At 69.3% G+C, this 12400-nt stretch carries 11 protein-coding genes; 2 read left to right on the forward strand and 9 right to left on the reverse strand.

What is annotated here, in order from left to right; all coding sequences use genetic code 11:
• Position 1: 1 nt before the first annotated feature.
• The 9 genes from ACZ3HV_RS02910 to ACZ3HV_RS02950 all read right to left on the reverse strand — a co-directional run bounded on the left by ACZ3HV_RS02910 (position 2) and on the right by ACZ3HV_RS02950 (position 10839).
• Positions 2-1174 (reverse strand): Dyp-type peroxidase, encoded by a 1173-nt coding sequence (locus ACZ3HV_RS02910; protein WP_465680265.1) that lies wholly within the window; start codon positions 1172-1174, stop codon positions 2-4.
• Positions 1171-1341, reverse strand: a complete 171-nt coding sequence (locus ACZ3HV_RS02915; RefSeq protein WP_465680267.1) for a hypothetical protein — start codon at positions 1339-1341, stop codon at positions 1171-1173. The genes ACZ3HV_RS02910 and ACZ3HV_RS02915 overlap by 4 nt, the downstream gene beginning before the upstream one ends.
• A 23-nt stretch (positions 1342-1364) precedes the next feature.
• Positions 1365-2507, reverse strand: coding sequence for a glycoside hydrolase family 99-like domain-containing protein (locus ACZ3HV_RS02920; RefSeq protein ID WP_465680269.1), 1143 nt, complete (start codon positions 2505-2507; stop codon positions 1365-1367).
• A gap of 4 nt (positions 2508-2511) precedes the next feature.
• Positions 2512-5316 carry a cyanophycin synthetase gene (gene cphA / locus ACZ3HV_RS02925; protein WP_465680271.1) on the reverse strand — a complete coding sequence of 935 codons (2805 nt, stop codon included), beginning with the start codon at positions 5314-5316 and terminating at the stop codon, positions 2512-2514.
• The gene (locus tag ACZ3HV_RS02930; protein ID WP_465680273.1) at positions 5313-6395 is read right to left on the reverse strand and encodes a cyanophycinase; all 1083 of its coding nucleotides are present in this window, start codon (positions 6393-6395) and stop codon (positions 5313-5315) included. The genes cphA and ACZ3HV_RS02930 overlap by 4 nt, the downstream gene beginning before the upstream one ends.
• Before the next feature lie 42 nt (positions 6396-6437).
• Positions 6438-7808 carry a glycoside hydrolase family 16 protein gene (locus ACZ3HV_RS02935; protein WP_465680275.1) on the reverse strand — a complete coding sequence of 457 codons (1371 nt, stop codon included), beginning with the start codon at positions 7806-7808 and terminating at the stop codon, positions 6438-6440.
• An 84-nt stretch (positions 7809-7892) separates the two neighbouring features.
• Complete coding sequence (locus ACZ3HV_RS02940; RefSeq protein ID WP_465680277.1) at positions 7893-8777, reverse strand: GNAT family N-acetyltransferase; 885 nt, start codon at positions 8775-8777, stop codon at positions 7893-7895.
• Between the two features lie 56 nt (positions 8778-8833).
• Complete coding sequence (gene serB / locus ACZ3HV_RS02945; protein WP_465680279.1) at positions 8834-10051, reverse strand: phosphoserine phosphatase SerB; 1218 nt, start codon at positions 10049-10051, stop codon at positions 8834-8836.
• 53 nt (positions 10052-10104) lie between these two features.
• A complete protein-coding gene (locus tag ACZ3HV_RS02950; RefSeq protein ID WP_465680281.1) occupies positions 10105-10839 on the reverse strand; it encodes a hypothetical protein in 735 nt (244 codons plus the stop codon).
• A 61-nt stretch (positions 10840-10900) separates the two neighbouring features.
• On the opposite strand from ACZ3HV_RS02950, the gene ACZ3HV_RS02955 reads away from it, so the two are divergent.
• Both ACZ3HV_RS02955 and ACZ3HV_RS02960 read left to right on the forward strand, forming a co-directional pair.
• Positions 10901-11683 carry an ABC transporter ATP-binding protein gene (locus tag ACZ3HV_RS02955; protein ID WP_465680283.1) on the forward strand — a complete coding sequence of 261 codons (783 nt, stop codon included), beginning with the start codon at positions 10901-10903 and terminating at the stop codon, positions 11681-11683.
• 70 nt (positions 11684-11753) lie between these two features.
• Positions 11754-12281, forward strand: a complete 528-nt coding sequence (locus ACZ3HV_RS02960; protein WP_465680285.1) for an NfeD family protein — start codon at positions 11754-11756, stop codon at positions 12279-12281.
• Positions 12282-12400 lie beyond the last annotated feature (119 nt).

Genomic DNA, 12400 nt, shown 5'->3' on the forward strand with positions numbered 1-12400 from the left:
GTCAGCCGAGGAGTTTCTGGCCGAGCCAGCCGCCGGGCTGGAAGCCGGGCGGGAGGGCGAAGACGGCGGATCCGATCGTGGTGGTCCACTCGTTCAGGGCGTCGGCGGCGTCCAGGCGGGCGAGCAGCGGGAGGAACTGGCCGGCGATATCCGCCTGGTGGCTGAGGAAGATCAGGCCGGACTCGCGGGCCGGGCCGTTGTCCTGGACGTAGTTGAGGCCTTTGCGGAAGATCCGGCGGCCGTCGTTCTCGGAATGGTGGGACAGGCGCGCGTGGGCGTTCCCGGCGATCGCCAGGCGGCCGTCGGCGTCCCGGGCTTCGAGATCGAGTTCGTCGTGCTCGGCGTTGCCTGTCAGCGGTGCGCCGGTGGAGAACTTGCGCCCGACGGCGCGTTCTTGTTCGGACCGGGTCAGCTCGTCCCAGGTGTCGAGGTTCATCCGGATCCGCCGTACGACGAGCGTCGTACCACCGCGGAACCAGTCGGGGCCGTCCGTCGACCACACCGTGCTGTCGAACTCCGGCGTACCGACGGCCGGGTTGCCGGTGCCGTCCACCTGGCCGAACAGGTTCCGCCCGGTCACGGGTTGCCCGTCGGACCCGGTCCCGTTCCAGAACCCGGTCTGCCGCCACACCGGGGTCGCGAACGGCTGCGCGTCCGCGACCAGCCGTCGTACGGCGTGCACCACGCTGACCGGATCGTCCGCGCCGACGAGCACCAGCAGGTCCCCACCCGACCAGGCCGGCTCCAGCCGGTCGTGCTTCATCACCGGCAAGTCATCCAGCCCACCAGGCTTGCTCCCGGTCAACTCGAACACCCGCGCACCGAATCCGACGGTCACGGTCAACGCGACGTTCGCGATCGCCAACTCCGGCGCCGTGTCTCCCGGTGTCGGCCGCCCATCGGCCAAGGCAACAATGTCGCTGGTCCACAACCGCATCAGCCGCCCTAGCCCGGCCTTGTCCGTCCCAAGCCGGAAGCCCACGAGCTCGGCATGTTCGGGTGACGGGGCAGCGATCCCCGGCTGGTGGTCGCCGTACGGCGAGATCACCCGAGCCACCGGCTGCTGGTCGTTGTCGAGAGCAACTACCGCGCCGCCGCCGACGGCCGCACCCGCGGCCGCCACCCCGGCGAACCCGATCAGCTGCCGCCGGGACGGCCTCCCCGCGTCCGTCACTTCGTCGTGGGCGTGGGGTGGTAGTGCTCCTCTTCCTCGGTGAAGGCCTTCACCGGGACGGTCAGGTCGTGGCTGCTGCCGTCGGAGAACCCTCCGTGCATCGCCATCTCGTGCAGCTGGACCACGCCCGCCACCGGGGAAGTTGCCGAGGTCAACTTGATCTTCACGGACAGGCCAACGACGATGACGGCTACGGAGTTCCGAACGTGTCGCGGATCGCTTCCAGGAAGCCGTGCCCGTGGGTCGTGTCGGGCAGCAGGTACGAGCCCTCGGTCCACTCGTTCCACGCGTTGACGGTGACGACCGGATGCCGTGGGCGATGCCGGTCGAGGAAGTCTTGCGCGAGTTCGAGCCCGGCCTTGAACTCCGCCGGGCTCTGATCCCACACCGGCGTCCACGGGTAGATCGACCGCCGGAACGGCACACTCTGATCGGTCCGTGGCGACGAGTCCCAGCCCACCGTGACGTTGGGATAGAACGGTACGCCGAGTTGCCCGGCGTACCGCTCGTACTCCGCGAACGCGGACGCCCGCAGTTCGTCGACGGACCCGGTCGGGAAGTCGGCCTTCCCGGCGTCGTAGTGATGCAGCCACACGTACGACGTCCCGGAGTCGAACCCGAGCCGGTCGAACGTCTCGTGGGCGCTCAGCGGCGAGTCGGACCCGGTCGGGATCACCGCGGCACTCCAGAGCACCGCATCCAGGTGCAGCCCTGGATGCCCGGCCCGCTCGGTCTCCGCGCGGAACCAGTCGAGCGCGTCCCGCGCCTCGTCCAGTCCGCCGAGACCCTGCACGAAGTTGGCTACGTCGTACAGGGTGAACCACGGCCGCCCGTCGATCCGAAGGTAGTTCGGCCGGGAGAAGTAGCGCTCGATCACGAACCGGGCCATCGCTTCGAAGGCCGTCCGGTCGACCGCGCCGTCCTTCAGTTGCTGCGGGATGGCACCGTCCGTACTGCGACTCGGGAAGATGTCGACCAGGTGATGGTTCGCCCACATCAGCGCGAACGTCATCCGCTCGTTGTTGCCCGCGGCCAGGAACCCGTTGTCCAAGGCCCCGGACAGATACGGCCCGTCGTCGTACCAGTAATAGTCGAACAAGAATCCGTCGACACCGTGGGCCACGGCGAGGTCCACGTCCTCGGCCGCGACCACCGGATCGTTCTCGTCACGGCAGCCGAGCGCGGGCACCCGCGGCTGACGATGACCCTCGAACCGAGCGGTCGCGCCCTTGACCAGCTCCCACTCGCTCCAGCCGTCACCGAACCACTGGGCATTCCGGGGATCCCGGTGCCAGCTGGGGAAGTAGTAGGCAAGGACGGTGGGGCGGGTCATCTGGTCACTCCATCGAGGGGTCGGGCTCTTCGTCGGGTTGGACGAAGTCGGGGTCGCCGCCTTCGTCGCCGGAGCGGGCCCCGGCCTGGGCGAGGTGGGAGACGGACTCGAGCTCGGCCAGCACGGTCTGGTGCTGATCGACGCACAGGACGACGAGATCGCCACGGTTGGAGCGGCTGAGGGCGTGCCGGATTGCGGTCAGCTCGTCGAGCACGATGTCGACCTGCCGGCAGCGGGCGCCCTTCTCCATCGCCGCCCGTACGCCGGTCTCGACCAGGGCAGCCGACTCACCGCGCTTCCGTCCGCGCAGCCGCGCGTCCTCGCGGACCACGACCACGTCGAAGTGCTCGGCCGCGACCTCGCCCAGCTCGCGGATGTCGTCGTCACGCCGATCGCCCGCGGTCGCGACCACGCCGATCCGGGACGGCCGCCCGAGCTCCGACGACGCGCTCAGGCTCTCGCCGAGCTTGTCGACGAAGTCCCCGAGCATCCGCATCGCCGGAGCGTTATGACAGTAGTCGACGATCACCGTCCGCCCGTCGACATCGATCTCGTTCAACCGACCGGGGGACAGGTAGTACGACGTACTGAACGTCCGCAGCCCTTGCCGGATGTCGTGCAACGGCGCACCGGCCGCGAACGCCGCCGCCGCGGCCGCCATCGCGTTCTGCACATTCATCATCGCCCGCCCGCCGAACGTTGCCGGGAGCAAGTGTGTCCAGGCCAGCTGCATCGACCGGCGACCGTGCTTCACCACGATCATGTCGCCGAGATCCGACCGCTCCAGGACGACGGCCCGCCCGCCGCGCCGGCAGTGTCCTTCGATGTAGTCGCGGACCTCGCTGCCCGGCTCGGCCATGCTGAACCACACCACCTGGCCGGAACAGCGCCGGCGCATCTTGCGGACCAGCGGGTCGTCGGCGTTCAGTACGGCGTACCCGGTCCGTGGTACTGCCTCGACCAGGACCGCCTTCACGTCGGCGAGCTGCTCGAGCGTCTCGATGCCACGCAGCCCGAGGTGATCGGGCTGGACGTTCAGCACCACGGCCACGTCGTTGCGCTCGTACCCGAGTCCTTCCCGCAGGATGCCGCCGCGCGCCACCTCGAAGACGGCGAAGTCGACCCGCGGGTTCTGCAGCACCATCCGGGCGGACTTCGGCCCGGACGCGTCCTGGCGGATCACCAGCCGCTCGTCGATCACGATGCCGTCGGTCGACGTCATCCCGACCTTGCGGCCGATGCCCTTGAAGACATGGCTGATCATCCGCGAGGTGGTGGTCTTCCCGTTCGTCCCGGTCACCGCGATGATCGGGATCCGGCTGGTCGCGCCCGGCGGGAACAGCATGTCGACGACCGGCTTGGCGATGTACTGCGGCTCGCCGATCGTCGGGTTGGTGTGCATCCGGAACCCGGGCGCCGCGTTCACCTCGCAGATCGCGCCGCCGGTCTCGCGGACCGGCTGGCTGATGTCCGGGCAGATGAAGTCGATGCCGGCGATGTCGAGCCCGATCATCCGGGCCGCCTCCTCGGCGATCTCCACGTTCTCCGGGTGTGCCTCGAAGGTGCGGTCGATCGAGATGCCGCCGGTGGACATGTTGCCGGTCAGCGTCAGCTTCACCATCGACTCTTCGGGCGGTACGTCGTCCAGCTCGAAACCCTGGCTGCGGACGAGCTCCCGGGCCGCGGCGTTCACGGTGATCCGGGTCAGGATCTTCTCGTGCCCCACACCGCGCCGCGGGTCCGCGTTGGTGATGTCGACCAGCTCCGCGACCGTGTGGATGCCGTCGCCGACCACGTGCGCGGGGACGCGTTCGGCGATCGCCTCCATCCGGCCGTTGATGATCAGGCAGCGGTAGTCCTTGCCGGTGACGAAGCTCTCGACGATCACCGAACCACGCCGCGACTGCTCGGCGGCGATCGGGAAGGCTTCCCGGACGGCGTCCGCGTCCTGCAGGTTCAGGCAGACACCACGGCCGTGGTTGCCGTCGAGCGGCTTGCACACGACGGGGTAGCCGATCTTGTTCGCCGCCGACACAGCTTCGTCGACCTCGCGGACCGAGACCGACCGCGGTACCGGCAGACCGGCGGAGGCGAGCAGTTTGGTGGTGAGGTCCTTGTCGCTGGCCACGTCCACCGCGATCGAGCCGGTCTCGGACGTCATGGTGGCCCGGATCCGCTTCGCGTGCACACCCTGACCGAGCTGCACCAGGCTGAACTTGTTCAGCCGGATCCACGGGATGTCGCGGGACACCGCCTCGTCGACGATGGCCTGCGTCGACGGTCCGAAAGCGCTCCGCTCGGCCTGCCGGATGAACTTCTCCAGCTCGGTGGTGAAGTCGAAGTCCGGCGTGGGCTGGACCAGGTAGTTCACGAACCGGACGGCGAGCTCACCCGCGGCCAGGCCGACGCCCTCGTCGGCGTACGCGTAGACGATGTTGTAGCGGCCGGGCACGCCCTTGACCTGGCGGGTCTTGCCCCGGCGCATGTCGTGGCCGGCCTCCTGCTGGAGCTGCAGCGCGACGTGTTCGGCGATGTGGCCGAGCCAGGTCCCTTCGTTCAGGCGCTCGATGAAGCCGCCTCGGCGGCCGCGCGAGCAGTGATGCTGGTCGAGCCGGGGCAGGTACTCGAGCAACCTCTCGGTGAAGCCCGGGATCGTGTTCGACGGGAAGTTCTCCAGCGAGCCCAGATCGACCACGAGATGAATGGCGGGCTCGTAGCTCCACACGTTCGGTCCGCGATAGACGCGGGTCTCGATGATCTTGAGGTCCGGGCTGGGAGTGCCGGTGGTGCCGGTGGTGGTGTCGGTCATGCGTGTCCACTGTCTGGTTGCGGGCTGTCGGGGTGGTTGAGTTCGGCGCCGGCCGTGATCGGCTCGGTCGCCTTCGGTCTGGACTCCCCGGCGGCCGCGGGTCTCGTGGCCCGCTTCGACGCTCCAGTCTGTGCCGTACGACGTCCTTCCCGCCGCTTGCGCTCCGCGTAGTACTTGGGTGACACGCCCTCGGCGGCGATCTCCTTGGCCAGCTTGCGCAGGTCCGCCTCGGCCGCCTGCATCTCGGCGATCTCGGCGGGCGGCGGCTGCTTGCCGTACGACAGCAGTACGCGCGCCTGCAGGTCGAAGGTCGCCGTCGCCGGCAGCACGTGCAGTACGACGCCGGACGCGAGGATCGGCTCGGACCGGGCGGCGTAGTGGGCGTTCGACGTGATCCGGCTGCCGTCGAAGATCGTCACCGCACCCCGGCCGACGACCTCCAGGTGAGATCCGCGGAAGACGGCCGCGGTGTCCTCGTCGACGCCGATCCCGAGCAGGCCGGGGGACTGGGCGACGAGGGACAGCAGGCGACCGTACCGGTTCCGCTGGGCGAAGTGCTGGTCGACGATGGCGCCCTGGACCAGGCCGAGGCCGTTGGAAAGCTGGCTCATCCGCTGCCGCGGGGTGGCGCCGGAGCGGCCGAACGCGATCATGTGCTCGGCCAGGATGCTCGCGCCGGCCGACGTACCGCCGACCGCGGCACCGCGCGCGTGGGCGGCGGTGACCGCGCGGCCGAACGCCGTACCGGTGACGACTCCGGCCAGCTTGAGCTGGTTGCCGCCGGTCATGAAGATCCCGGTCGCGTCGTTCAGCGGCGCGATGAACGCCGGATCGTCGGCGTCCTCCCGGTTCTCCGGGCGAACGCCGACGACACTCGCGGCACCGAGCGCGGCGAACAGGGCGTGGTAGACGTCGACGACATCCGGCCCGAGCGCCGACGCGGTCGGCACGACCACTATCCGCGCCTTCGGGCCGCCCGCCGCCTCGACGAACTCCTGCAGCACCAGCCGCTTCTTCAGCTTGTCCTCGGCACCACCGATAGCGAACAGAGCCCCCGGCCCACCCTGCACATCAGACATAGCCGAAGGATAGGTGCTCACCCCCTCCGGAACCGCAATCGGTCAGTGGCCGAAGGTGAACCAGTTGAGGTTGACGTAGTCGGCAGGTTGGCCGCTGGTGAAGGTTATGTAGACGTCGTGGGTGCCGGTGACGGCGGAGATGTTGGCGGGGACGGATCGCCAGGACTGCCAGCCGCCGGTGTTGGCGACGGCGAAGCTGCCGATCGGGGCGTTGGAGCGGCTGTCGAGGCGCACCTCGACGAGACCGCTGACACCACCTGCGGCGCCGGATGCGACCCGGCCGACGAACTGGTGTGCGGCGCTGCTGCCGAAGTCGATGCCTCGGTAGAGAGCCCAGTCGCCGTTGCTGATCTGCATCAGGTTCTGGCCGCCGCCGGAGTCCGTGGTCGTCTCGACGCCCGTACCGGATTGCTGCTGGAACGACTCAGCTTGCAGCGTGCTGTACGCCGTGCCACCACCGCCCGGCGGGGGAGTGGTCGGGGGCGTGGTGGTGCCGCCGCCCTTCGAGGACACCGCCACGTAGTCGACGACCATCGGGCGGTCAGGCACCGTCTCAGCGCGCGGAGTCGGCCCGTTGAGCGCATCGGGGAACGCACCACCGATTGCGACGTTCAGCAGGATGAAGTAGCCGGCGTGCGAGGTCATGTTGGTCCACGTGTCGGCCGGCAACTGGCCCTGACTGACCGAGTGGAACTGCTGTCCGTCGACGTACCAACGCAACTGGTTCGGCGACACGCTGGTGTCCCACTCGAAGCGATAGGTGTGGAAACCCGACTGACAGGTCGAGCCCGGGCATGCACGGCTGGCGCCGATGCCTGTGGTCTCGTTGCAGGGACCGCCGGGGTTCACGCCGCAGTGCAGCACGCCCCAGACCGAGTTGATCCCGTTGACGTTCTCCATGATGTCGAACTCGCCGATACCCGGCCAGTTCCAGTAGTTGCCGCGGTACGGCGCGCCCAACGCCCAGAACGCCGGCCAGTACCCGAGGGCCGCGTTGCCCGTGACGTTCGGCATCTGGATCCGGCTCTCGATCGCCAGCACCCCACCGGCCGGTGGCTTGAAATCGCTGCGCTGGCTCTCGACCCGCGCGGAGGTCCAGTTCCCGGCACCGTCCCGGCGGGGTGTGATCCGCAGGTTGCCGGTGCCGTCGAGGGCGAGGTTGTTCGTGCTGTTGGTGTAGTTCTGGATCTCTCCGGTACCCCAGTTACCCGGACCGCCCGGGTAGCCGTGCCCGGTGTCGATGATCCAGTTCGCGCCCGACGGCAGCGTGCCGTTGGCGCCGTCGAAATCGTCACTCCAGACGGTGGTCCACCCGGCCGGAGGGGTCGGGACACTGGCCTGCGCCGCGACGGCGAGGGCTCCGGTGACCAGGAGTGGGGCGAGCAATGCGGTGATGAGGGGGCGGGAACGCATAGCGACCTCCAGGATTTGATGAGGCCAATGTGAGCGCTCTCATGCCTGGGTGTCAACAGCTCGTCACCCTCCGGATCATCTGGATCAGAGGTTGGTGCGGTAGACCGTCGTACTGCGGCGGACGTGCATGCCGAGGCGTTCGTACATGGCCAGAGCGCCGGTGCCGGAGTGCGTCCAGAGGATGCAGCTGCGGCGGCCGAGCTGATGGAACACGACACACGTCTCGTCGAGCATGGCCCGGGCGATGCCCTGGTTGCGGTGGTCGGCGCGGACGGCGAGCCGCTCGACGTACCCCTCGTCGCTGTTCGGCAGGTCGAGCGAGATCACCGCACCGACCACCTCGTCACCGATGTAGGCCAGCGTCGAGGCGTCCGGCCGGAAGGTGGATCGCTCCACCGTCAGCCTGGCGAACTCGGCGAAGGACTTCCGGCGCGGCTGGAACTCCGAGAACGCGTCCTCGACCAGCTCGTACACCTCTTCGGTCCGCGTCGCGTCGTAGCTGCCGAGGCGCAGCCCGGCCACCGGCTCCGGCGACCGCGGTCCGTCGATCGGCCGCTCGAGCAGCCAGTTGGTCGCGAGTACGTCGTACCCCCGGGACTGCAGCAGGCCGGTCCCGGCCTTGTCCGCGTCGTCGACGATCTGGGCCACCCAGTCGCTGCCGACCTCGCGAGCCCGCTCCTCGACCCAGCCGATCAGCATCGTCCCGATCCCGGCCGAACGGTACGACGGCAAGACGTTGACCTGCGCGTGTTTGCCCAGATGGACCCACGCCCACGCGGCGAGATCACCATTGCCGGCGTGCACGACCAGCGAGTCGCGCTCGGGATCCAGCTCGGGCCGGACCAGATCCGCCGCGACCTGGTCCGGGACCACCTCGACCTGTCCGTGCCATTCCTGCTCGGCTGCGGCGATCAGTTCGTAGATGGCCTGCGCGTCCGCGGCCGTCGCCGGTCGGCTCGAGAAATCCATGGCCCGAGTTTCGCGCACCCGGGCCGGCGATCCGGCCGTTTTGCAGCTTGCTGCAATCAGGCCGGGTTTTCCGCGTCGGCGGCTTCGACTTCCTCGCGGCTGATACCGAGCAGGTAGAGGATCGTGTCCAGGTAGGGGACGCTCAGGTGGGTGTCCGCCGCGGCCCGGACGACCGGCTTGGCGTTGAAGGCGACGCCGAGGCCGGCGGCGGCGAGCATGTCGAGGTCGTTGGCGCCGTCGCCGATCGCGACCGTCTGGGACAACGGCGTACCGGACCGGGCCGCGAACTGGCGCAGCGCGGTGGCCTTGCCGGGGCGGTCGACGATCTCGCCGATGACCCGGCCGGTGAGCTTGCCGTCGACGATCTCGAGCTCGTTCGCCTTGGCGTAGTCGATGCCGAGCTCGGCGGCCAGCTTGTCGGTGATCTGGCTGAATCCACCGCTGACGATCGCGAACTGGTACCCGAGCCGCTTGAGCGTCCGCACCAGCGTCCGGGCTCCGGGGGCCAGCTCGATCGCGGCGTACACCTCGTCCAGAGCCGACACCGGCAGGCCCTCGAGCCGGGCGACCCGGTGCCGCAGCGACTCGGCGAAGTCGAGCTCGCCGCGCATCGCCTGTTCGGTGACCGCGGCAACCTCCGCCGCCCGGCCCGCGTGCCCGGCGAGCATCTCGATCACCTCGCCCTGGATCAGGGTCGAGTCGACGTCCATCACGATCAGCCGCTTGGCCCGGCGGTACAGCCCGCCGTCCTGGACGGCGACATCGAGCCCCTGCCGGACACCTTCCAGCGCGAGCACGGTCCGCAGCGCTTCCGGATCGGCACCGGAGACGGCGAACTCCATCGCGGTCACCGGGTAGCGCGCCATCCGGCTGATCCGGTCGATGTTCGCGCCGGTGTCGGCGATCCGGCCGGCGATCGCGGCCAGGCCCTCCGCGGACAGCGGATGCCCGATGACGGTCACCTGGCTGCGGCCCTTGCGCCGCGGTTCGTTGTCGCCGACACCCTTCTTCACCGAAATCTCGACGTCGAGAACGCTCGCCAGTGCCTTCAGTTCTTCCTTGAGGCTCTTGTGGTCGCGCGGCGCGGACAGCAGGACGCCGAGCACCAGCCGGCCCCGGAGGACGACCTGTTCGGCGTCGATCACCTCGAGCCCGCGGCCGGCGAGCGTCGAGAGCACAGCCGACGTCAGCCCCGGCCGGTCCGTACCCGTCAACGTCACCAGCAGCGTCGGCCGCTCAGCCGCCCGCCTCTCAACCTCACCGAGATCAGTCATGGCACCACGAACGCTACCTAAATCAGTTGGCGTTGCGCCGTTCGGTCCAGATCTCAAGCATGAACAGGCGGGGCGCAGGCGGCGACCAGGGCTCGGCGGGCGGCGGAGGCGAGGTCGAGGAGGGCGCGGCGGCGGGCGTCGGCCTCGGCTCCGGTGACCGCGGCGCCGTCGTCCTCGAGCGCCGCGTCCGCGATCGCCAGACAGCGGCGAGCCGTTGCCGCCGCCTTCACCGCACGCGGTTGGTAGCCGGGGGCAAGGTCGTCGTTCTTGCCGGTGCCGATCCGGCGGATGTCGATCAGCGCGTCCGCGACCTCCGGCTTCCATCGCGCGACGTCGAGCTCAGCCAGTGACTCGGCCGCTTCGATCAACGCCTGCCGCAGACCGCGATCCGCCTCACCTAAGTCGGCCGGCGGCGGGCTCGTCGCCGGCAACACTGTCCACTGCACGGCCGGACCGACGTACGCCGGAACCAGTCCGATCGCGGCGCCCGTGAGTACGACGGCCTCGCCGGTCTCCAACGCGGCCTCGTTGAACGACGGGGGACCGGCCAGTCCGATCGGATCACCTGGAACAGGCAACGCGAGGTGGGCCTGGGTCGCACCGGCGGCCCGCAACAGGTTCAGCGCGACCGGCAACGTGGCCGGTTCCGGATGCGCGGCCAGACCCGCGACATGGTGACCGACGTCCTCGCCGAGGATCTTCAGCGCGGCGGTGTCGGGGTCGCAGGCACCGGTGAGCATCGCGTTCGTCCACACGGTGAACCGGACGGAGGCGGAGGTGGTCAGCACGCCCGCAAGTCTCTCACCACCCGAAGACACGTCGCGGAGGGCGACCCCTTAGGTTTTGAGCATGACTGCAGTGGTGGAGCTGGCCGGGGTGTCGATCGTTCGCGGTGACGCACTTCTGCTCGAGGGGATCGACTGGACCGTCGACGAGGCCGACCGGTGGGTGGTGATCGGGCCGAACGGCGCCGGCAAGACGACCCTGCTGCAGATCCTCGCCGCACAGATCCACCCGACCGGCGGTGTCGCCGGACTGCTCGATGAAGTGCTCGGTGCGGTCGACGTCTTCGAGCTGCGGCCGCGGATCGGACTGACCAGTGCCGCATTGGCCGACCGCCTGCCCAAGGGGGAGCGCGTCTCGGATGTCGTGGTCTCCGCGTCGTACGCCGTACTCGGTCGCTGGCGTGAGGAGTACGACGAGCTGGATCACCAGCGGGCGAAGGAGTTGCTGGCCGAGCTCGGCATCGCGCACCTCGCCGACCGTACGTTCGGCACACTGTCGGAGGGGGAGCGGAAGCGGGTGCAGATCGCCCGTGCGCTGATGACCGACCCCGAGCTGATGCTGATGGACGAGCCCGCGGCCGGTCTCGACCTGATCGGACGCGAGCAGCTGGTCCGGTCGCTCAGCTCGATCGCGACCGCGGTCGGTGCGCCCGCGATGGTCCTGGTCACCCACCACGTCGAGGAGATCCCGCCGGGCTTCACGCACGCTCTGCTGCTCAAGCAGGGCCGCATCGTCTCGGCCGGTCCGCTGGACCAGGCCCTGACCGCCGAGACCCTGAGCGAGACCTTCGACCTGGCCCTGTCCCTCAAGCAGGAGGACGGCCGCTACACAGCCCGCGCGCTCTGACCGGGAGCGCGTGACCGACCAGACGCGTCCAACAGCCACGGGAAGCCCCCAACGTGGATAGGCTTGGGAAATGATGGATTGGCTGCGGGACAACATGTGGGCGGCATGGCTGACGGTCGCCGCCGTCCTCGGTCTGGCCGAGCTGGCATCGCTCGACTTCACCCTGCTGATGCTGGCCGCCGGCGCGCTCACGGCCGCCGGTGTGGCGGCCTTCTTCCCAGGGCTGCTGTGGCTTCAGATCGTCATCGGTCTGATCACCGCGGGCGCGATGCTGGGAGCCATCCGTCCGCTGCTGGTGCGCAAGATCCATCACGGCACCGAGCTGAAGACCGGCTCGGCCCACGTCATCGGGCGCATGGGGACCGTCGTCAAGGAGATCCACCCCGACGGCGGCGGCTCGATCCGGCTGAACGGTGAGCTCTGGACGGCACGCCCGTACGACGAGGTGTCGACGATCGCGCCCGGGACCCGGGTCGAGGTCATGTCGATCGACGGGGCGACGGCGGTCGTCTACCCGGTCGGCGACCCCCTGCACCACCAGCTGAACAACCCCGAGCAGACCCCGAACCCGAACCCCACGGACCCGCCGCAGAGCTAACCCATGAGCACGCCGGCGCCGAAGGCCCGGCCAATTGCATGGCGAAGTACTGTCGGTAGTGAGGGACGGCCGGTAAGTACCTGCTTGATCAGGCAGCCGACGCGCCGGGAACCGGTACG

The sequence above is a fragment of the Kribbella sp. NPDC020701 genome (assembly GCF_055562215.1).